Source organism: Pandoraea sp. NPDC087047 (assembly GCF_044745225.1).
In the GTDB taxonomy this organism is placed as follows: Bacteria; Pseudomonadota; Gammaproteobacteria; order Burkholderiales; family Burkholderiaceae; genus Pandoraea.
In genome coordinates, this window is record NZ_JBIUZU010000006.1 from 1 (window position 1) to 21,883 (window position 21,883).

Genomic DNA, 21,883 nt, shown 5'->3' on the forward strand with positions numbered 1-21,883 from the left:
TCAACGTCACGTTCTGCATGATGGCCTCCAAAATGAAAACACCCTACCGCGTTACCCGCGTGTAGGGTGGGGGTGACCATCTCATTAGCCGCCCGAAGGCGGCTTTCTCGCATCTTGAGACGTCGACCCGCGAGTGGCCGACGTGCCATCGACGTCGCTTAATGACGGCGCGTCTTCTTGGCCGGCGTCTTGACCGAACGCACGAGCTCCGAATCGGCGCTGTTCTGCTGGGCTTCCAGCGAGCGGATCTGGCCTTGCAGGTCGGTCAGGCGAATACGGGCAGCGCTACGTTCGGTTTCCAGTGCAGCAGCCTGCTCACGCACGGCTTGCTGGTTCTGGGCCAGCGCCTGCTCCTGCTGACGCTGAATCGCAAGGTCGTTCTGCACCGCGCTCAGGCGGGCTTCGCTGTCGGCCAACTGGCGCTCGATCATGGCCTTCTGGGCTTCGAGTTTGATGCGGCTGATTTCCGCATCGGCGAGCACTTGCGTCTGACGCACGAAGTCGCCATACAACGCTTCAGCCTTCTTCTCGTTGCTCAGCTTGACCACGCGCCAGAACTGGCCTTCGTGGAACAGCGCAACGTAGTAGCCCATCGTTTGCGGATAGAACAGCAAGCTCGCGCCGTAGCGACCGTTGTACGTCGTACGCAGTTCGGTGACTTCCTTGTTCTGAATGCGATCGCGCAGTTCCTGGATGGTGCCCGATGCGGCAACCGGCGCGGTGGCCGATTGCGCAGGCACTGCCGGCGCGGCGAGTTGCACGGGCGTTGCGCCGGTTACGTCGCGGACCGCGTCGGCAGCCGTCGCCGACGTTCCCCAGGCGGCCAGGCATACGACCCCCAAGCCCAACCACAACCGCCCCCGGCAATCACTGATTTTCATCTGATCTATTTTCCTGTTATCGAGCGGATCGTTTCACGACCCTTATTCGTCGCATTCATTCGCCACCCCGGACTCCGTCCCGAGGATCTGACACCTGCGTATTTGTGGAATGATAACCGCATGCTCGCAATAGCCGACAATTCTATCCATTGCGCCGCGCTCTTCCAAGCAGGGAATGCGTTATTGTGCCCGCGCCATTTCATCTGTTGATACCGCGCAACTAGGGGGCGTCGCGACTTCCTCAAAACGGAATTTGCTTGTCAGACAAATCCCGTCACGGAATGTCATATTGAGGCATCACCCACGCAAAGCGCGGGCAATGAGATGACTCACCCACCGCGCCTTGCGCTCAGCCTTCGAATTCGCTGGCCAGTTCCGAGTCGTTGCCGAGGATTTGATATTTGCGCATTTTTTCCCACAGCACCTTCCGGCTGATACCCAGCGCGTTTGCGGTGTCCTGACGCCGCCAGCCATTGGCGTCGAGCGCTGCGACGATACGCGAGCGCTCGGCGGTGTCCCAGCGCGCACGGTCGGTGAGCGCGGCGCCGCGCGACGCTTCGTCCGGGCGTGACGCCGCGCCCATCGACAGCGCGTCGAAGATCGGCCGGATGCGCTTCTCGTCCCAGCCCCCGAGTTGCCGGTAGATGATGCCGACGCGCTCGGCAATATTTCGCATCTCCCGGACATTGCCGGGGAATGTCCCACCTTCGACCAGTTCGCGCAGCCATGGCGGCACTTGTGCGCCGATCTCGCCGTCGCCGACGACCTTGCCGAGGTAAGCGGTGAAAACGGCCAGCTTATCGACCGGCCCGCGCTCCTCCAGGCTGGGGATGTGCAGCTCGATCACGGCGAGCCGGTAAAACAGGTCGGCGCGGAACAGTTCGTCGCGAACCATCGACTTCAGGTTCTTGTTGGTCGCCGCCACCAGCCGGAAGTCGAGCTTCACCGGCTGCGCCGAGCCCAGACGCGTCACCGCGCTATCCTCCAGCACCCGCAGCAGCTTGACCTGCTGATACAACGGCAGATCGCCGATTTCGTCGAGAAAAAGCGTGCCGTCGTTGGCCTGCTCGAAATATCCCTTGTGGGAATAGAGCGCGCCGGTGAACGCCCCTTTGGCATGCCCGAAGAAGTGCGACTCGAACAGGCCGTCCGGAATCGCACCGCAGTTCACCGCAACGAACGGCCCCTGTCCGTAGTGACTCTGCTTGTCGTGCAGCAGTCGCGCGATCCGCTCCTTGCCCACGCCGGTCTCGCCATGGATGAGCACATTCGAATCGCAATCGGCAAAGGCGTCCACTTCGGACAACAGCCCCAGCATGGCGCTCGACTGCGCGACCAGCGGATCGGACGGCATGGGCGCCCGGTCCGCCTCGGCAATCGCCCCCGAGAGCTTGAAGATAAGCGTGCGCAGTTCCGCGCCGGAGAAGTCGAGCGTGAGAATGTTGCTGTACTCCGGCGGGAACACACGCCCGTCGTTCTCGCGCGGCGTCGTCGCCACCCAGATCACCGGCATGCCGTGGCCGAGTTGCCATTCGTTGGCATTGGTCGCGGCGCCCTCGATGACCGACACACTCACGACGGCAATGGACGGACGCGCCTTGGTCCGCTCGCGCGACAAGTCGGTGCCATCGGCGCGAATGACTTCCATGTCGAAGCTCGCGAGGCAATGCGAGACCCGGTCGGCAATATCCGACTTACCTTCCCATACGTACACGTCGAGATCTTCACGTACTGGCTTGCTTTTCATGCTTGTCCGCTCGTTGGCGAACGCGCCCGGCGTTCGTCCTGGTGAAGTTCAGTGCGCCGGCCCGACTCCGTTGCGGGCTTCGCCGTCCGTTCGTTGTTGGATGTTGGTTGTTCCTTGTTCGCTGTCTGCTTGCCCTCGCCCCCATTGCCCCCTATTGCCCCCATTGCCCTCGCCCTCGCCATTTCGCGGCGCTAATACACCAACTGCACCATCCCGTTCTGGCAGTTGATGCTGTCCACCGTCACCGTCGTCATGCCCAGCGTGATGCCCAGCGACGACAGCAGCGTGTTGAGCAGGTTGCTCAGTGGCGTGAGCAGCGGGTTGAGCAGCGTGTAGAGAACGCTGCCGAGCACCGGCGAGATATCGGACGTACCGATCGACCCCGACACGGCATTGATACGGCATTGGTTGGCGTTGCCCGACAGATTGCAAAGCAGATCCGAGACCCCGCCGAGCAGCCCGTTCACAATGCCGCCGAGCGTATTCACCAGCCCCGTCACCAGCCCGCCCACACCGCCGGCCACCTGCGGCAGGTTGAGCGTGAGCACGCCGCCGAGCGTGGTGCCCAGCGCGTTGGTCGTCGTTTTCAGCCCTGCGGCGGCCGAGCTGAGGAACGAGTTGACCGTAGAAATGGAAGACCCCGCGAGCGCCGACGGCACGCTGCCCACCAGCCCGGTGCCGATCGTCCCTGACGTCGACGTGCCGCTCGCGCTCACGTCGAGCGACAGGCCGGTGAGCAGTGCGCTGACGATCTGGCTCAGGTTCACACTCGACCCCACCGGCCCGATCCTCTGAGGGAACGGTCCCGAGAACGTCATCGGCGCAGGTGAATTGGTCACGAGCGAGAGATTGACGTTGCCGCCAACGTTGATCAGCCCGAGCAACGTCGCGATGTTCGTGCGTTGCGTCATGAGCGTGGTGCAACTCGCGGGGTTGGTCTGGACGTTCACCCCGGTGGCGGTGCCGCCCACGCACACATTCACCAGTCCCGAGTTGACCTGCAACGTCGCCGAAGGCGTAGCGCCGCACTGCAACGCCGTGACTGTGGCCGTCGACTGCGCCACTTCGAGCACCAGCGGCAGATTCAACGTGGTGCCCAGGCCGCTGAGCAGCCCGCCGAGCGAGCCTTGCGTCGAATTGACCGTCAGGAACAGACGCACCTGCGCCGTAGTCGCCGTCGCACCAACGCCCCCGATCCCGATCTGCGGCGGCGAGATCACGCGCGCTACGACCGACACCGTCCCGCCGAGAATCGAGAGCGATGGAATCGCCACGGCGTTCGTGCCGTTCCCGCCAACGATGGCCGCGCTAATCAGGTCGGACACGCCGACATTGGCGCTCAGCGCGTTCGCGTCGCTCACGCCCGCCGCGTCGATGTTCGCGAAGACGCCCGGCGTCGTGGCCGTGCCGAACAGGTTCACCGGCAGACTCAGCGCCGAACTGCCTGCGAGCACGTTAACGAGGTTGTTCATCGCCGAAACAGACGCGGAAAGCGCGCCGTTCTGCGTGGCGAGTGCGGTATTCGTCGCACTGAGCAACGTCCCGAGCGTGAGGTTCTTCACGGCAGCCACGCCCGTGAGCGACCCCACGGTGATATCGCCTGTGACCGGCACGCCCAGCGCTTGCAGCAGCCCCTTGGGCGTGATGTTGACACCGACCAGTTGCTGCGCGGCGCCGATATACACCGTCGGCGAAACCCCGACCGCTTGCAGCAACGGCGCGAGGACAGAGTTGTTGGCATTGAGCGCCAGCAGTCCGGAATCGACCGTAAACGTCACCACCGCCGGCGCCTTGCGCGCAACGGCGCTCGCCGCAATCGTGCGCGTGCCCGCGAGCTGGAAGAACGACGGCACACCGAGCGTGAGCGTCACCGACACGGCGTTACCGCTGGCGGCATTCGCCGCCGTCGCCGCCACGAACGTGCCGGGCGTGGTCGCGGTGGCCGCAGGCGAGGTCCAGATGCCGCATGCCGTCGAGATGGTAAGGCCGGTCACGTTGCTGCCGAGGTTTGCCGTGACGTTCGCCCGCGCGACCGTGTCGTACGACGTCGCGTTGGCGCAGCCGGGCAGCGTCTGCGCACCCGCGAGCGCGGCCATGTCGGCGGTGCGTTGCAGGTCGCGTCGCTTCATGAACGCAAACCCCGCGTCGATGGCGAACGCCAGAATCAGCACGACGATCAGGAAGATGAAGGCGAGAATCGGCACCGACCCGCGCTGCCGCCGGCCAGGCCAGGACGAGCGATTCGAGCGATTCGAACCATTCGCGGCATTCGCCTCATCAGCCCGACAGGCTCGCTTCGCCGAATTCGTGGAGCGCACACGCGCACGCGCAGTCATGGCGCATTACTGGCTCGCGCCAGTCCCGGTTGATGGCGCGGCACCGCCGCCACCGTTGCTGCCGCTGCTGCTGTCGCTTTGCACCAGATTCGAATAGAACTGCGGGATGGGGTACGAGAAGCTATCGAGATAGCGTTTGTAGGCGCGAGACGCCGTGGCCCCAAGCATCGGCAATCCCCGGCCCGCCGCGAGGTTGTTGCTCTGCACCGCGAGCAGCGCCTCCGTCTCATCGCCAAGCATGCCGTCCGCAGCGGGCTCACCCACGCGCGGCGCGGTGGTGCGGCGAACGACGTTGGTCGGCATGCGGGCTTCCGGCGCAGGCGCCGAGGCCGCTGCCGTCTGCGCGACGGGCGTCTGTTCCTCGTTCGACGTGCCGACGCTCTGCTGCGCCACCTGCACCGGGGTTGGTGCAGTCAACGTTGCGGCAGACGGTGCAGCCAGGGCGCGCGCATCCGCCTCGCCCATCGATCCGGTCACCGGCGTGTTGCCTTGCGCCACGGCAAGCCCGGCCCAGAGCGTGAGCATGGCGAGTCCGAGCGGTGCAGCGTGCCACCACCGGGCGCCCGGTTTTCCCTGAAGTTTCTGGACTGCCATCATCACGTCTCCCTGATTTGCGTGACTCGCAACGTCTCGTTCTGCGCCGCCCCTCGCGACGGGTGCCAACGCGTTACTGCGAATGGGCGAAGCGATCGAGCAACGACGTCGGCATGTCGCTGCGCGCAGCATCGCCTGCGCGCGCGAGCTTGGCGTCCGACGCCGACGCCGGAGGTGCCACCTGCGCCGCCGCGCGCGCCGCGGCAGCATCCGCCGCCTGCTTGCGTGCCTTCGCCTGCGCACGGATATCGGCGGCCAGCTTGTCGATGGCGTCGCGCGTGGCCTGTGGCATCTTCGCGCTCGTCATCATGTCGTCGGCGCGCGAGCGCTCGCCCGTCACCACGAGATACACCGCCAGATTGCCGAGCACCTTGCGGCTATCGGGGCGCAACTCCGCCGCCTGCGCGAGCGGCACTCGCGCCGCGCCCGTATCGCCGTTGCGCAGCAGCGCGAAACCGAGATCGCTCAGATAGAACGCCTGCGTCGGCGCGCGCGATACGGCTTCGCGCAGGGCCTGCGCCGCCTGTGCGTAGTCCTTGCGCTGTGCCGCCACCAGCCCCACGCCGTGCCATGCCGCGGCCGCTTCGCTGCCGCCCAGCAGCGTGCGATAGGCCTGATCGGCCGCGTCCGGTTGCCCCGTCTCGCGCAAGGCGTCGGCACGCAGCAGGTCGATGTCGGGGGCGGCACCGTACTGCATGACGAACTGATCGATGTGCGCGAGCGACGCGAAGTACGCGCCCTGCTCCTGCATCTGACGAATCATCGACAGATACATCTCGCGCGTGTCGGGCTTCGCGGCCTTCGCTAGCGCTTCGTCATTCTGCTGGGCCTGCATGAGCGCGGCAGCGGACGGCGCACCATAGCCGCCCAGCGTCGGCCCACCGCATCCGGCAAGCGTTGCTGCGCACAGCGCGGCCGCGAGCGTCCCGGCGAGCCTGCGATTGGTCCGATCTGCATCGCGGGTTTGTCCGCCCGGCAGGCGACGTCTCTGGATTGGCATGGTCAATTCATGGCCTCCATGGATTTGGCCAGCGACAGCAGCGCCGGGCCCGCGACCACGAGCATCAGCGCCGGCAATAACGTGAGCATCATGGCCAGCGTCATCTTCACCGTGAGCTTGCCGATGCGCTCTTTCAAGGTCTGACGGCGCTGCTCGCGCAAGCGATCGCTGAACTGCTGCAACGGCTCCTGCACCGCACCGCCGTGCTGCTCGACCTGGACGATGAGCCGCACCAGCGCGCGCAGATCGTCGTTGTCGTACACCTCGCGCAGCCGCCCCATCGACGCCTCGCGTCCACGCCCCGAGGCGTGCTGACGGTTGGCGTTCTCGAACTCTTTGGACAGGATCGGCAGCACTTCGCGAAAATCGGACACCACCACATACAGGCTCTGGTCCATCGACAGACCCACCCCCTGCAACAGACGCAGCAAATCGATGAGCAACGGCAGCTCGTCGACCAGCTCGCGACGGCGCTGACCCGCCTTGCGTTGCACATAGAACTTCGGCGCAAGCAGGCCCGCTCCGGCCGCCCCGACCAGACGCAAGATCGTGCCGATGCCGCCGCCCCCGGGGAACCACACCCAGACGATCAACGGCAGCACCACCGCAAGCGCGACGCGCGCGAACAGGAAAAGCGATTTGGCGCGCACGCTGTCGTAGCCGCATTGCGCGAGCAGCAGGCGATCCTCCCCGGCGATCAGATGCTGACCGAGACGCGTCTCCGACCATTGCTTGCCGAGCGCCGCCGCGCGGTCGAACAGCGTGCGCCAGCCGCGTTGTCCACTCTCGCCCGACGCCGTCGACTCGTCGCCGTGCCTGGCGCGCAATCCGCCCGGCGCGCTCGCCGCACGCAACGCCGCGAGCGCCTGCTGCTGACGGCTCGCCAGCACCTGATCGATCATTCGGCCGCTGCGCCCCTGACGCAACGCGCGCAGCAAGATGGCCGACGCGGCCAGCAACAGCCCGGCCGCGACCATCAGCAGGCCAAGCATCATCCACAGGTGCGAGTCGGTCGAGAAAGACGATAGGTTCATGTCACGAGATCCGTCGCGCTTTGCGCTGGGCGCTCAAAGCGACTTGGCCAGCCGGTACAGCACGAAACCGCCGAAGACTTCCAGCCCCAGCCCGATCGCCAGCAACTTCTGGCCGGACGCCTCCTGAAACATCGGTTCGAAGAACTTCGGATTGAGCAACATCAGCACGGCGCTCACAATGATCGGCAGCGCCGCGAGCACCCAGGCCGACAAACGCGTCTCGGACGACAACGCATACAGCTCCGCCTGCGCCTGCTCGCGATCGCGCATGAAGCCCGCCATGCGCGAGAGAATCTGATCGGCGCGCCCGCCGAAGCGTGTCGAGAGATCGACCACGGAGGCGAACAGATAGATCTCGTCGACCTGATACACGCGTGCGATCTGCTTGAGCGCGACGTCGAGCTCCACGCCCGCCTGCACTTGCCGCACCGCGCGCTCCAACAACTCGCGCAGCGGCAGATCGGCATTGCCTGCGGCCGTCTGAAACGCGGCAGGCAAGCTGTTGCCGACCGTCAGCATGCGGACCATGCCGTCGAGAAACACCGGCAACTGACGCACGATGTTCCGATGACGCCGCGCCGCCTTGAACCAATAGCGCAGCACCGTCCCCACCGCGTAGACAATCAGAATGACGATGGCCGAGAGCGGTCCTTGCCAGACCCAGAAACCAACGGCCAGCAGCAAACCCGGTACAACGAGCATCGCGTAAAACGCCGTGTCGGTCTGCACGCCAGCGCGCTCGAAGAAAAACTCCCACGGCAGCGACTTGCGACGCGGCGCACGCAACTCGCCCGTCTCGTTGCCCGCATGCCGGGGCGCGTTCTGCGCGAGTTGCCGCTCGAGGAACTCGCTGGTTGCCTGCGCTCGCACGCGCTGGTGCGTGCGACGCCACAACTCCAGCCCCGCCGCCATCAGCAGCAGGGCGATGCAGGCGGCCCACAGCACAAAGGCATTCATCGGCGTCGTCCGAAGAAGCCGCCCCCGCCGCCCGAGTCAGGCGGCACGTTACCCGGCGGCGTCTGGGACGCCGCCGCAGCATTGCGCGACTGCTCCCTGTAGCGTTGCAGCTTGGGCGAATGCGGTTGAATGCCCAGCGAAACCCACTTGTCCTTCTCCTCGCCGTCCGGACCGACGATCGACTCGTGACGAAACAGTTCCTGCGTCGAAATCACCGTATCGGACACGCCGGTGACTTCGGTGATCGAGAGAATGCGTCGCCGCCCGCTCGACAAACGCCCGATCTGCACGATGAAATCGAGCGCGCTCGTGATCTGACGGCGCAGGCTGCTCTCGCTGCCCTGGAATCCGGCAAAGCCGGCGAGCATCTCCAGACGATAGAGACATTCGCGCGGCGAGTTGGCGTGAATCGTCGCCATCGAGCCTTCGTGCCCCGTGTTCATCGCCTGCATCATTTCCAGCACTTCCGAGCCGCGCACTTCGCCCACGATGATCCGGTCGGGACGCATACGCAGACTGTTGCGAATCAGATCGCGAATCGTCACCTCGCCCGAGCCGTCGAAACCGCCCTGACGCGATTCGAGCCGCACCACGTGCGGGTGATTGAGCGAGAGTTCGGCCGTGTCCTCCACCGTCACCACGCGCTCGGTCGCCGGAATGAAACTCGCCAGCGCATTGAGCAGCGACGTCTTGCCCGAGCTGGTGCCGCCGGACACGAGAATATTGCAGCGCGAGCGCACTGCCGCTTCCAGCAGGTCGTAGATCTCTTCGTTGAAGCTGCCGAGCGCGAGCAGGTCGGACGGTTTGAGCGGGTCCTTGCGGAATTTGCGAATCGAGACGACCGGGCCGTCCACAGCCAGCGGCTCGATGACGACGTTCAGACGGCCGCCATCGGGCAGACGCGCGTCAACCATCGGATTCGATTCGTCCAGACGCCGGCCGATCGGCGCGAGAATGCGGCGCACGATGCGCAGCAGATGCTGATTGTCAGAGAAGCGCAGCGCTTCGCGCGCCAGCACCCCGCGGCGCGAGACATACACGTCGTTGTAGCCGTTGATCAGAATGTCTTCCACCGTCGCGTCGGCGAGCAGATCCTCGATGGGACCGAAACCGGCGAGCTCCTTGGTGAGCGCGTCGGAAATCTGGCGCAGCTCCGATTCGTTGATCGGAATGCGGCGCAGACGCACGAAGCCGTCCATTTCGAGATCGACGAACTGCTGAATCGCGCTGCGGCTCCAGCGCCCGAATTCCGCGCCGAGTTCCTCGATGCGCGCGAGCAGATGTTCATGCGCAGCGGTCTTGATGTCCTGAAACTGCTGCGAATTGGCAAACGCGCGCTTGTCGTCGGCAAATTCGATGGAGTCGGTCATATCAGTGCTTTCCCATGAATCGGCCGAGCCAGCTCGACGACTGGCGATGGGCTGCGGCGCCCGCGTGCTGCGCGCTGAGCAAGCGCTCCACCAGCGGTTGCAGCGCGCGCACATACGGATCGCTGCGCGCAGTGTCGAGAATCAGCTTGCCCTGATTGGTCGCAGAGAGCATCGCGAGCGGACGGTCGGGCAACGTGGCGAGCAGCGGCACGTCGAAACGCTTGGCGATCTGGTCGGCCGCCATGCCGTAGCGCGGATCGTAGCGGTTGAGCACCAGATGCAGATGACTGCGCTCCACGCTCTTCTCCTCCAGATCCCGCAACATCGAGGCGAGCGAGACGATGGCGCCCACGCTCTGATCGACCACGAGCCAGACTTCGTCGGCCGCCCGCACGAGACTCGCGACGAACGCCGGGTTCGAGAAGCCGCCGAGATCGGCCACGATCAGATCGAAGAACGCACGCAGACGGTCAGTGAGCGCCAGCGCGTCGGCCGCCGCCACGCTGCGCATGTCGCCCAGATCGAGCGGCAACGGCAGCACGGCCAGCCCGCTCGGCGCATGCGAGACGGCGGTGTGCACGAGGGTTTCGTCAAACCGCCGCAGGTTCTGCACCGCCTCGGCAAAGCTGAACTGGCTTTGCGTGTTCAGGTACAGCAAGCCGTCGCCGGAGGGCAGCCCGAGATCGAGCAGTGCGACGTGGCCGAGCAACGTGCCGTCGAACTTGTCGTCCTTGTTCGCGCCGGGTTTCGTCGCTTTGGCCGCCTTCTCGGCGCGCTCCGGATTGCCGCCCACGGACATTTCCTGCCCGAGTTGCGACAAATGCGCGGCGAGCGTGCTGCATCCCACGCCGATGCGCGCGCCGAGCAGCACCACGAAGCGTCCGTGTCGCTGCGGTGTCGAGACGCTCGCAGTCGGTGTGTGATGGATGACGCGGCGAACCACGTCGAGGGCTTCCTCGTGCGTCGAATGCATGTCGATGAAGTCGTGCACGCCCGCGCGCAGGGCGGCCTTCATGCCGTCGGCGCGCACCATCGAGCCCACCGCCACGAGCGGCAGTTTGGGCGCAACGCGCTTGAGCATTTGCGCGAGCTCCACCGCTTGGGCGATGCCACCGTCGGGCGGCTCCTCGGCATGCCCCGTGGGCTCACCGGAAAAGTCGAGCAGCACGACTTGCGGATCGAGATCGCCAATGCGCTGCTGCAATTTCGCCGGACGTCCGGCCTCCTGCAGCACCACGCCCTCTTCGCGCAAAGCGGCCGAAAGCCACTGACCGTGGCCGGCGTGCGCGCTGCAAAAGAGAAAGCGATGCAACTCAGTCATGGTGTCCAGTATTCGCGTCGGTGCGTTCATTTGTGCACTCCTCACTACCCAATCCCGGCCCCCGCCAATGCCCACCCGGTCCTGCTCGGCCGTTATCGATCGCGCACGGGCATTACTTCGAGAAGCCCGGCAGTTCGCTGTCGCTTGCCACACCCATCAGATACGCCCCCCACACCGGCCCCGGCCGCTTTTCCCGGGTATCGCCCGGCAACGGCAGGCTCACGTCTCTTGCCACCGGTTTGACCAGATGCGGCGTGACGATGATGATCAGTTCCTTTTCGGCACTTTTGTACTGCAGATTGCGGAAAAACGCGCCGATGAGCGGCAGATCGCCGAGCAGCGGCACCTTGTCGACGGCGGCGGTCGTCGTGCGTGAAATCAGGCCGCCGATGATGAAGCTCTCGCCGTCGCCGAGCTCGACCGTCGTATCGGCACGGCGTGTCGTGATCGCAGGAATCTGCGTCGAGGCGATCACCACGGCATTCGTATAGTCGAGGTCCGACGCCTCAGGCGCGACCTTCAGGGCAATCCGATTCGGCGACAGAATCGTCGGCGTGACCGTCAACCCCACGCCGAACGACTTGTAGACGACAGTGGTCGTACCCAACCCGCCCGCCTGCGGCACCGGCAACTCGCCACCCGCGAGGAAGCTCGCACTCTGGCCGGACAGCGCCACCAATGTCGGTGCGGCGAGCACTCGGCCAAGGCCGTTCGATTGAATCAGGTCGATCTCCGCGCCCAGGCTGAATGCGCCCCGGGTAATCAGGCCGACGAACGAACCGAAATTCGGCACGTTGCTCGTTGCGCCGCCGCCACCGAATGCCGACGCCAGTTGCGAGTTGAAACCGAAGCCGCCCGAACTCGACTGCTTGAACGCGGTGAATTGCGCCCCCAACTGATTGAGGACGGTGCGGTTGACTTCGACGATCTTCACGTCGACCTGAACCACGCCGGTGTCGCCCACCGTCGAGCGGTCGACGACCACGCCGCCCTTGCCCGTTGCGTCGACCGCCGCCGCCTGCAGACCGCTATGCTCGATGACGGTATTCGTATGTCCCTTGATGATCGCGGCGTTGCCCCGCGCGTCGACACTGGCCGTGCCGGTGTCGCCCAGCGCGCTTTGCAAATCGCCCGTCACATGGACGTCCCAACGCGTCGGCTCGCCGCCTCGCGGCCATGTCGACACCTGCGTCGTTCCCGCCTTCTTGCCCACGACCAGCACCGAGCCGCGGCGTCCGCCCGAGCCCTTGAGCACGACGATGTCCGCAATCGCCGGGTCCGCCACCGCCACACGCTCCAGCGTGCCCGTCACCTGCAATTCGCGCTGCTCGTGTACGCCAAGCGTCAGCGAACGCGATCCGGCGCCGCCTGCACCTCCGGCAGCATCGACGGCGTCGGCCGCGTCGGCCAGCCGTACCGCGACCGTCGCGCTGCATGCGAGCAACGCGGCAAGGCACAGCAGCGCTCCCGTGACACGTCGGCTTTCCCGTCTGGCACTGCGAACCTGGCTTCTGATCATGGCGTGGCTGTATCGGTCACTGTGTCGGTTAAGTGACGCGCCGTTTCCGGCCAAACGTCACTGCATCTACGCTTCGATTCGTGCGGCTTGCTGCGTCCCTCTCGCGCGCTGTCGTTTCCATCGTTTCCGCCCTGCTGGCTTTGTCATGCTGAATGCTTAATAAGCGGCGGTGGAACGCTCTGAGCCGCGCACGACTTCGATCGTGCTACCGCCTCCCCCGTTTCCACTTCCGGGCCCGCCAGGCGCACGCGGCGCGGGCGCGGCGGGCCGGTGCGTCGGCTCGCCCGCAAGCCCGGTCGTGGCGATCCCGGCGTAGGCCCGGTTCTCCGGCGTGTCGAGCGCCGCCTTGTTCTCGCCCGTCAGCCCGGCCTTGCTCACGAGCACAGGCGGCGGCGCAGGGAACAGCGATGTGTCGGGCCGGGCGTCGTCGGCCGGATTGCGCAGTGCCAACGTGATCTTGCCCTGCTGTGTACCGAGCACCACGCGGTTGACGTCCTCCAGCGGCACCGCCACGACAGCGGACGTGGCGAGCACCGGCGGTTGTGCAGGTTGTGCATTGACGGGTTGCGGCGGCGGTGCGCTCGCGGTGGCGGTGGCGGCCGCCACGCTCGAAGCCATGCTCGGTGTGGGCGGCGGGGGTGTCACGTCGTCGAGCGAGGCGTTGCCGTAGCTGAGCACACGCACGCGCGAGGTCAGCAAACGCGCCTGCGTATCGTCGACCAGCCCCACGGTCGCGCCGGCCGGTTGATTCGTCTTCATCGTGAAGAAAACATCCACGAAATCGCCGGGACGAATGCGATTGCTCACGCCCACCGTTTCGGTCACGGGAATGGCGACGGCGCGCTCGCCGGGGGCGAGTTGCATGGCGAGGCCGCGCGCCAGCGTGTTCTGCGTCACCGGCACACCGGCGGCGAGCGCCACGAGCGGTACGCGGCCCACCACATCGGCCGGGACAGTGAAGCCGCCTACGGTCTGGCTGTCGAACTGCGTGATCTTGACGTCGTCGATACCGATCGGCTTGCCGGGGGCGAGCGCCTTGGCCGCCACCACGGCCGGGAAGCGCTGCGTGAGCGTCTGGGTGACGGTCGACGGCGTTGTGGCAGGCGCCGGCGCATTCGCCGTCCCCAGACGCAGCGCAACGAATGCCAGCACCAATCCGGCAACGACCAGCACAGCAGCGAGAATCTTGGTGGCTTTGTTCATGGCTTGGGGCCTGTCGGCCGTTCAGTCACAACTTGCGGGACGCCGGCTGACCGGCGGCATGACAACCTGACGCGACTTCACTACACCATCGCAACGCTTCACCCCTTGCCTGCGGGGCCGGACTTTCGGCGCGCCGTGCCCCCGCGCGCACGTCATTCAACTGCCGCCGATCGTCGAGGTATCCAGCGTGACCGCGGCCGTACCGACCACAGTCTGCGGTACGAGCGCACCCAGCCCGGGCCAGTTGACGGTCATCGGCTGATTCAGTGTCAGCGTCACATGAACGATGCACTGCGAGACCGCGCCCGTACCCGACGCCGGACACGGATAAGTCGCATCGGCCGGAAACGTGGCGGTCACCGCCGATGCCGACGGCCAGGTCAGCGTGGTGTTGATCGCCGTGGTGGCATAGCCCTGACGCTGCGCCATCGTGCCGGCGCGCAGCATCGCACGGCCAGCCTCGGAGGCGGCCTGCGTCAGCATCTGCCGGGCAAGAATGTTCAGGGAGAAGGCGACGGCAACATAGAAGGCGGGCAGCAGGATCATGAGGATGAGCATGAATTCGAGCGCGGCGACGCCGCGCGAATCCATCGAACGCATCGAACGCATCGAACTCAGGTGCGGCAACCCTGACCTCATTCGTGCCCCAGACTGCTCCATGACGACACTCCCCGTCGCGCACGGCGCTCTTCGGCCGTGTTTGGCGACGCATGAACCTGATCATTTGCGCGGCGTCGCCCGCGCCTCCCGTTATTACGGCGCTGCCTGTGGCAGCACGCGTCACCTCTGTAGCCTGCGTTGCACTCGGGCGGCGCCCTCACGCCATCTTGCCCAAGCTGCGTCTACCTCACGACAAGCGCCGCCGCTGCCAGATACGCCCCATAGGGCAGCCCGACGCGTCCCGCTCGCCACTGCAAAATTCGTTGCCATGCGTGCGAGGCCGCCCACCGCTCGCGCCATCGTACGAGCCACTTCCTCCGCGCGCTCAGCAGCACCAGCGCGTGCACGCCTGCGGCCACACTCGCCAGACACCAGACCGGCAGCAACACCGGATATCCCGCCACCAACCCGATCACCGCAAACAGCTTGACGTCGCCCGCAGCCATCACGCCACGCCACCAGAACGGTAGCAATACGATCAATCCGAGCAGCGCCCCGAGCCCGTGAACCCACAACACCCGAGGCCCACCGTGCCACGCCTGCCAGGCAATCCAGACCAGCGTCAGCGCGCCTACGCACAGCAGCCAGACATTCGGGATGCGCCGCGCGAGCAGGTCAGTCAGCACGATCGGCACACATAACAGCCACAGCAATGTCAGCACGGCGTGTCTCGCATCCATGTCGGCCTGAAGCCATCTCGCCACCCCTGCAACGCTCTCGTCAGCAACACCGCCTCAATGGGTAGCGGCCGAGGTCGCTGCCGATGTCACCGATCTGAAAGCGCTCGACAGGATCTCGCTCAGATTCGTGAATACCGCTGCGCCGATCACTACCGCCACGATGGCCGCGAGAATGCCGTACTCCAGCCCGGTCACGCCCTTTTGCCGCGACAGTCTGCGCTGTCGACAGGCCACTACTGCACATGTTGCTCGCATGATCCGCACCCTCGCGAATACAACATCCCACTTTCCCCAAAAGGCCGCGCGAAACGAACGCGGCCCTTCCCTTACTGCCAGCACTGTGCCTCGCGCGGATCGCACGAAACGTATGTCGGAATTTATCTTTGGGCGCTCAAAGGTGGCGCCGAACCGTTGAACGGCGATGCGCGGCCTGGGCCGCGCGTTCGTCACGCGCCTGCTGCCGTGACTGCCGATGAGATCTTGGAGAACACCTGGGTAAACGTCGTGCCCAGGCTGGTGAAAACGGTACCGCCGATCACCACCGCCACGATTGCGGCGAGGATGCCGTACTCCAATGCCGTTACACCGCGCTCGTCGCGCGCAAACAGTCGAAAACGATTACTGAGTTTCATTTCACCCTCCCTCAATAAAGGCGCCGCGCGCCCGTTGGCACACGACAAGACGTCGTTAGCCCGGGGGCCGGATGACTCGGTCCTGTTGTGTCGCTTATCAACTCTTGACTTCGGCCTCGGGTTCGTTGCGCAGAAAGGCTTTCGAACCTCTTTTACGTTGTACGCCAATATTTCCTGGGTTCTAGAAGCACCCTTTGCTTCGGCGTAATCTTTTTTCGATGCTAATTTAAAGTAATTCACAAAAACTAGAGCCGTGCCTCCAATCGCCCGGGGGGTTGCAAAAAAAATGACTCCGGGTGATTAACACAATACTAAAAAACCGGGCATTACAACACGCGCAAGGGAAAACCATGATTGGTGCGGCACCACAAGCATTAGCAATGCCGCCGAGCCATCCCTTCGTTTGCATTTAAATAACTATTCATCCTTTTATGCGACGGCATGCGGCATGCGTTTCATTCTGGTCAACACCGCACGGCTCTGCCCATTGCAACACGCATCGCCGCCAAGTCCTGCGCAGCACGGCACCAACTCAACTGTGGCACGCCCGCTTCGGGGAGCGCAACGAAAAGTGCCCGCCTGTCCATTACAAATTGTTGGTTAGCGGCGGCGCGTCGCACACCCTTCCCATTTCGTTATCCCTTCGATCACGATTTTCGTAATACGTTGCGTGCCTTTACATAAAAGTACGGCGTACGCAGCATCGATCTCGATCCGGTATTACCCGAACCGCTCGCACATCGTCATATTGCGCCGCACTTACCCGCGTTTATGACTCGACGCTTGTCTCTGGCTTGCTCCATTTCTGTTCCCTGCCTGTTCCCGTTCCGTTCCCATTTCCCTCCCCGTCACACCCGAATCGTTACGTAACGTTACCCGTAACGGGAACGGCATTTCCCTCGCCATTCGCCATTTTTCAATGGCGTTAACCCTGACTTCTCACCCATCTTCCCGAGAGAGATCTCTCGATCCAAAAGATTCTTGTTTTCCGAAACGCAAATAAATACAGGCTTTTCAGCCGATTGCCGGAAAAACTAGAACCACTATTCAAACCCTGAATTCGAGATTGGCACACCTCTTGCTGATATCCCTGCATCGCAACGCTAAAGATCACGAGGGACACCATGATCGTTGGCAATACCAAACAAACGATGTACGGCGCAGCGGCCATCTCGGCAGAGCGTCAACGCATCACGGCGAAGCAGCAAAACGCTGTGGCCGACACCGATCGTAGAGGCGCAAGCCCAGGGAGGGGCGGTGAAGAAGGCGGTGGCGTACGCGCCACCGCCACACCGGCCGACGTAGCAAGCACTCGCAGCAACGGCAATACGCATTCGGCCCAAGCGATGACGGGCCCCGATAGCGCAGTCGTCAACGCGCTTCTGTTCGCACTCATCGCACAACGCATGAACACCCGACTGGCAGCGCAAAACGTGCTCGCCTGATTACGACAAAGACCAAAGGACACCATCATGAATAACATCCATCGCAACCTTCTCGCTTCCGCCGTACTTCTCGCCGTCGTCACGATGACTGGCTGCGCCAGCTCGGGTTCGGGCGGCACCAGCGGCTCGCTCGGCGACGGTGGCGGCAGCGGCACCTCGGCCGGCACGGGCAGCGGCGGCGGCTCGGGTGCAGGCACTGTGCCCGACGGCTCGGGCAACGGTGGTAATGGGGGTAACGGCAATGGCAACGGGAATGGAAATGGAAACGGCAATGGGAACGGCAACGGTGGCACGGGCGCCGCAACCAACCCCATCGGCACCGTGGCAGGCACGGCCAGCACGGGTGTGGTAACGCAAGTCGGCAAGACGGTCAGCGATCTCGGAACGACGCTCGGCAGCACGCAAGTGCCGTTGCTCTCCTCACAAACGCAAAGCGGCCTGTCGGGCGCCGTGGTCTCCACCGGCAATGCCGTGCAAACGCTCGGCAACGGTGTCACGAACGGTCTGGGCAAGCTCGGCTCCGTCGCCGATCCGCTCAACCCGACGCTCGCGAGTGTGGGCGGGGCCGTCACGAACCTCGGTCAGGCCGGTCAGCAACTCGGTAGCGCCGTGGCAGGCCTCGGCCAGACCGGCCCGCTGGGCAACATCGCCCCGGTTGGCGGTGTGACGACGCTGCTCGGCGGTGTGGTGACCTCGGTCGGCAGCGCCGGCGTGGCACTCGGCAACGGTCTGACACAGACCATCACGAGCGCCCCGGTGCAGCAGCTGACGACCGGCATCTCGTCGGCCATCACGCCGATCACGTCTGTCGTGACCAACACCACGCAAACCGTGGGCAACGCCACGGGCCTCGGTGCCCCGGTTGCCGGTCTGCTGGCGCAAGTCGGCGGCGGTCTGGCCGGTGTCGGCACGAAGATCGGCGGGCAAATCAACAACCCGATCGCAGCAGACGTCGGCGGCATCGTCGCCGGTGTCGGCAACACGGTCGCCAGCCTGGGCGGTGTCGTTCACGGCACCCCGACCAGCAGCAACCCGCTCGCACCGCTCACCTCGGCCCTCGGCAGTTTGTCCGGCGGTCTTGGCGGCGGCACGGGCTCGGGGCCGCTCGCCCCGGTCACGAACCTGGTGTCGGGCCTGACGGGTGCCCTCGGCGGCGCCACCGGCGGTGCCTCGGGCAGGAACCCGCTCGCTCCGGTCACGAACCTGGTGTCGGGCCTGACGGGTGGCGTCGGCGGCGCCCTCTCGGCAGGCGCCGGTGCTTCGGCAGGTTCGGGCGGTGCGTCGGCGGGGGCAGGGGCAGGCGGCTCGGCCTCGGGTGGCGTACTCGCCCCGGTGACCACCCTGCTCGGCTCGGTGACGGGGGCCGTCGGCGGTGCCACTGGCTCGGGTAGCGGCAGCAACAGTGGCGGCCCGCTCGCCCCGGTGACCGGCCTGCTCGGTGGCCTGCTCGGCGGCGGCAAGAAGTAATCCGGTCCGACGAGTCGACGACTTCGTCGCCCACATCACGCACACGACGCACATCACCCATAGGCCGATCGATCATGACCCGCGCGATTCCTCCGCCCGCCTGTGACCGCCGCGATCCGGCTCTCGCCCTGATGCCCACGCATCGCACCGGGCGGGCCCTCGTGCGGCGCCCCCTGAACGCCGCACGAGGGCAACGGCATTACAGCGAGCGGCCCCGGTTTCTCAAATGGAAATAGCGGTATCCGCGGTACGAAACGGGACTAGCGGTATCGATCGATATCAGACGGTACCCAGCGGCACATAGTGACATTTAGCAGCATCCGACGACATCAAACGGCGTCACTGAGCGGTTCACCGCCAGCCAACATACAGAACGATCAAGGGAGATAGACATCATGAACAACGCACTTCAACGCACCCTCCTGGCTTCGGCCGCCATCGCAGCTATCGCCCTCGCGGGCTGCTCCAGCGGCGGCGGCGGCAGCGGCGCCTCGGCCGGCACAACGGGCACGCCGAACGCCGTCGGCACGACCGCATCGGGCGCAGGTGGTGTTGTAAGCTCTGCCGGCAACCTCGTCACCGCCGTCGGCAATCAGGTGGCCAGCACGCAGTTGCCGCTCGTCTCCTCGCAAGCGTCGCAAGGCTTCGGTGGCGCACTCGCGAGCACCGGCAACGCCGTCAGCGATCTCGGCAACGGCGTGAGCGCCGGGCTCGGTCAGACCGGTTCGTCGGCAGACACCGTAGGCACCACGCTCGCCAGTACCGGCCCTGCCCTGACCGACCTGGGCAAGGCGGGTGTGTCGCTGGGTAGCGGCATCGCCGGGGTCGGCAAGAGCGGCCCGCTCGCCGGCACGCCGGTGGACACGATCACGAGCGCCGTCGGCAATCTGGTCGGCACGGTCGGGCAGGCCGGCATCGCAGGCGGTGCCATCGCCGGGCAGGCCTTCACGGGCGGCCCCGTCACCCAGGTCACCAAGACGCTGTCCGCCGCCATCAACCCGATCACCAACGTCGTCTCCGACACCACGCGTACGGTGGGCAACACCACGGGCCTCGGCGGCCCGGTGTCGAACCTGCTCACCACGCTCGGCGGCACGGTCGGCTCGCTCGGCGCGAAGATCGGCGGCACGTCGAACAACGGCGTTGTCGTCGCGCTGGGCAATACCGTGACCGCGACCGGCAACACCGTCTCGACCCTCGGCGGCTTCGTCAACGGTTCCACGTCGACCGGCTCGTCGAACCCGTTCGGCTCTCTGCTGGGCAACCTCGGCACGACGACGGCAGGCGGCAGCGGCAATCCGCTCGGCTCGGTCACTGGCCTGCTCGGCGGTCTGGGCGGCTCCGGCGGTGGCCCGCTCGCGCCGGTCACCGGCCTGCTCGGTGGCGTGGGTGGCCTGGGCGGCGCAGCGTCCGGCGGCAGCAGCGGCAGCCCGCTCGCTCCCGTCACGAGCCTGCTCTCGGGCGTGACGAGCAGCGCAGGCGGCAGCACCGGCGGCACGGGCGGTCTGCTGGTGCTGGTCGCACCGGTGACCAACCTGCTGGGCAGTGTCGCCAGCGTCGGCAAGTAATTCGTCACTCACGCGGCATGCGGCATGTCGCACCCGGCGCGTGCCGCGCAAACCATCGATAAGGAGATGCCATGTCCCGCTTCATTTCCGACACCGGCGTTCTGATGCGCGGTCATGGCGAATCCGCCCCGCAAGTCTCCGAACCTCTGGCAATGCGCGAATCCGGCAACGGGTTCACCGCCAGCGACAGTCATCACGCGTACGGCCCCGATACCGTTGCCGCCTCGGGCGCGACATCCGCGACGGCCACGACCTCGACAGCCTCCCCGTTCAACGCAACGCACGGCACCATGAGCGACCGACACACGAACCGTAACGATCTCGTCGCCGGCATCGTCCGCTCGCTCGGACGTCGGCTCGCCGTGTACACCGCGCTCTATCATGCCGCGCTGGCCGAACAGCTCGGTCTGAACGTTACCGATCTGAACGCGCTCGATCTGATTCTCGAACTCGAATCGATCACCGCGGGACAGCTCGCCGAACTCATGGGTGTGAGCTCGGGCGGCATTACCACCGTCATCGACCGGCTGGAGCGCGCGGGCTTCGTGGAGCGCGAGAAGAACCCGCACGATCGCCGCATGGTGATGATTCACCCGATCGAAGCGCGTTGCGCGCAGATCGAACAATTCCTGTCGTCGATCTCGCGAGAACTCACGGCCGTGAGCGCGGCGTACGACCACAGCGAACTCGCCGCCATTCACGACTTTCTGGTGCAGAGTATTCGCACGCTCAAGAGCGAAACCTTTCGTCTGCGCTTCGAGGCAGATCAGGACATCGCCGGTCTGGTCTCGCACGGACGAAACGCTTCGCCCAAGACCTGAGCCCGTCGCACATCTGCACGCAAGCGAATGCAGTGACTGCCCCATCGAGGAGATACATCATGTCGAAGATGTTGCGTCCCACATTGCTCGCCGCGCTGGTGACGGGGGTGGTCGGTGTCACTGGATGTTCCAGTTCGGGCGGCGGCAGCGGCGCCACTGCGAATACGCCGACGAATCCGAATAATCCTGGCAATCCGAGTACCCCGAAGAATCCGACGAACCCCGCCACGAGCAGCAACGGTGTCGTCAGCTCGGTGGGTTCGGTGGTAAATGCTGTCGGCAATCAGGTGTCGGGCACGACGGTTCCCGGCGTATCGCCGCAAGTCATGTAAGGCCTCGGCGGTGCGCTCTCCCAGACGGGTACCGCGGTCTCCGATCCGGGCAAAGGCGTGGGCGACGGTCTCGGTCAACTCGGCACCTCCGGCGCCAATCCCGTCGGCACCACGCTCGCGAGCACGGGCGGTGTCGTCTCCGCTCTCGGTCTCGCTGCGAAGTCGCTTGGCAGTGGCGTTGCCGGAATCGGCAGCACCGGCCCGGGCAGCGCTGGGGGCGCGGGCGGCTTGCTGACGCCGGTGACAGGACTGCTCGGCGGCTTGGGTAAGTAAAGAGACTCAGGCAGCTTTAAGAGGCATTGCATTGAGAGGTGCA

At 65.3% G+C, this 21,883-nt stretch carries 20 protein-coding genes and 1 pseudogene; 6 read left to right on the forward strand and 15 right to left on the reverse strand.

The features are described from left to right. Positions 1-158 precede the first annotated feature (158 nt). From ACIPHM_RS12510 to ACIPHM_RS12580, 15 genes are all read right to left on the reverse strand, one after another. Complete coding sequence (locus ACIPHM_RS12510) at positions 159-881, reverse strand: DUF2968 domain-containing protein (RefSeq protein ID WP_400328270.1); 723 nt, start codon at positions 879-881, stop codon at positions 159-161. 349 nt (positions 882-1,230) lie between these two features. Continuing rightward, on the reverse strand, positions 1,231-2,628 hold the full coding sequence (locus ACIPHM_RS12515; RefSeq protein WP_400328272.1) for a sigma 54-interacting transcriptional regulator: 1,398 nt from the start codon (positions 2,626-2,628) through the stop codon (positions 1,231-1,233). Positions 2,629-2,819: 191 nt separating this feature from the next. Then, positions 2,820-4,832: a pilus assembly protein TadG-related protein gene (locus ACIPHM_RS12520; protein WP_400328274.1), complete on the reverse strand. Its 2,013-nt coding sequence runs from the start codon at positions 4,830-4,832 to the stop codon at positions 2,820-2,822. A 138-nt stretch (positions 4,833-4,970) separates the two neighbouring features. Beyond that, positions 4,971-5,561 (reverse strand): DUF3613 domain-containing protein, encoded by a 591-nt coding sequence (locus ACIPHM_RS12525; RefSeq protein ID WP_400328276.1) that lies wholly within the window; start codon positions 5,559-5,561, stop codon positions 4,971-4,973. A 70-nt stretch (positions 5,562-5,631) separates the two neighbouring features. Next, complete coding sequence (locus tag ACIPHM_RS12530) at positions 5,632-6,558, reverse strand: pilus assembly protein (protein ID WP_400328277.1); 927 nt, start codon at positions 6,556-6,558, stop codon at positions 5,632-5,634. A 2-nt stretch (positions 6,559-6,560) separates the two neighbouring features. Beyond that, positions 6,561-7,592: a type II secretion system F family protein gene (locus ACIPHM_RS12535; RefSeq protein WP_400328279.1), complete on the reverse strand. Its 1,032-nt coding sequence runs from the start codon at positions 7,590-7,592 to the stop codon at positions 6,561-6,563. Positions 7,593-7,625: 33 nt separating this feature from the next. Then, positions 7,626-8,549 carry a type II secretion system F family protein gene (locus ACIPHM_RS12540; RefSeq protein WP_400328281.1) on the reverse strand — a complete coding sequence of 308 codons (924 nt, stop codon included), beginning with the start codon at positions 8,547-8,549 and terminating at the stop codon, positions 7,626-7,628. Next, positions 8,546-9,919, reverse strand: coding sequence for a CpaF family protein (locus ACIPHM_RS12545; protein ID WP_400328283.1), 1,374 nt, complete (start codon positions 9,917-9,919; stop codon positions 8,546-8,548). The genes ACIPHM_RS12540 and ACIPHM_RS12545 overlap by 4 nt, the downstream gene beginning before the upstream one ends. Before the next feature lies 1 nt (position 9,920). After that, positions 9,921-11,270, reverse strand: a complete 1,350-nt coding sequence (locus ACIPHM_RS12550) for a CpaE family protein (protein ID WP_400328285.1) — start codon at positions 11,268-11,270, stop codon at positions 9,921-9,923. Positions 11,271-11,352: 82 nt separating this feature from the next. Next, positions 11,353-12,759: a type II and III secretion system protein family protein gene (locus tag ACIPHM_RS12555; protein ID WP_400328286.1), complete on the reverse strand. Its 1,407-nt coding sequence runs from the start codon at positions 12,757-12,759 to the stop codon at positions 11,353-11,355. Between the two features lie 156 nt (positions 12,760-12,915). Next, entirely contained in the window at positions 12,916-13,962 is a 1,047-nt protein-coding gene (gene cpaB, locus ACIPHM_RS12560) for a Flp pilus assembly protein CpaB (protein WP_400328288.1), read from the reverse strand. Between the two features lie 156 nt (positions 13,963-14,118). Next, complete coding sequence (locus tag ACIPHM_RS12565; protein ID WP_400328290.1) at positions 14,119-14,562, reverse strand: TadE/TadG family type IV pilus assembly protein; 444 nt, start codon at positions 14,560-14,562, stop codon at positions 14,119-14,121. A gap of 242 nt (positions 14,563-14,804) precedes the next feature. Next, the gene (locus tag ACIPHM_RS12570) at positions 14,805-15,284 is read right to left on the reverse strand and encodes a prepilin peptidase (protein WP_400328292.1); all 480 of its coding nucleotides are present in this window, start codon (positions 15,282-15,284) and stop codon (positions 14,805-14,807) included. Positions 15,285-15,356: 72 nt separating this feature from the next. Then, positions 15,357-15,497, reverse strand: a complete 141-nt coding sequence (locus ACIPHM_RS12575; RefSeq protein WP_400328294.1) for a Flp family type IVb pilin — start codon at positions 15,495-15,497, stop codon at positions 15,357-15,359. Between the two features lie 251 nt (positions 15,498-15,748). Further along, positions 15,749-15,934, reverse strand: coding sequence for a Flp family type IVb pilin (locus ACIPHM_RS12580; RefSeq protein WP_400328296.1), 186 nt, complete (start codon positions 15,932-15,934; stop codon positions 15,749-15,751). A gap of 1,124 nt (positions 15,935-17,058) precedes the next feature. Between ACIPHM_RS12580 and ACIPHM_RS12585 the strand changes: the two genes are divergently transcribed. The 6 genes and pseudogenes from ACIPHM_RS12585 to ACIPHM_RS12610 form a co-directional block, all read left to right on the forward strand. Beyond that, a complete protein-coding gene (locus ACIPHM_RS12585) occupies positions 17,059-17,379 on the forward strand; it encodes a hypothetical protein (protein ID WP_400328297.1) in 321 nt (106 codons plus the stop codon). A gap of 27 nt (positions 17,380-17,406) precedes the next feature. Then, positions 17,407-18,846: a collagen-like triple helix repeat-containing protein gene (locus ACIPHM_RS12590; RefSeq protein WP_400328299.1), complete on the forward strand. Its 1,440-nt coding sequence runs from the start codon at positions 17,407-17,409 to the stop codon at positions 18,844-18,846. A gap of 395 nt (positions 18,847-19,241) precedes the next feature. Further along, entirely contained in the window at positions 19,242-20,414 is a 1,173-nt protein-coding gene (locus ACIPHM_RS12595) for a collagen-like triple helix repeat-containing protein (protein WP_400328301.1), read from the forward strand. 71 nt (positions 20,415-20,485) lie between these two features. Next, positions 20,486-21,235: a MarR family winged helix-turn-helix transcriptional regulator gene (locus ACIPHM_RS12600; protein ID WP_400328302.1), complete on the forward strand. Its 750-nt coding sequence runs from the start codon at positions 20,486-20,488 to the stop codon at positions 21,233-21,235. Positions 21,236-21,294: 59 nt separating this feature from the next. Next, positions 21,295-21,567: a hypothetical protein gene (locus ACIPHM_RS12605; protein WP_400328304.1), complete on the forward strand. Its 273-nt coding sequence runs from the start codon at positions 21,295-21,297 to the stop codon at positions 21,565-21,567. Between the two features lie 12 nt (positions 21,568-21,579). Then, positions 21,580-21,840 (forward strand): annotated as a pseudogene (locus ACIPHM_RS12610) (collagen-like triple helix repeat-containing protein); the annotation flags it as partial. Between the last annotated feature and the right edge of the window lie 43 nt (positions 21,841-21,883).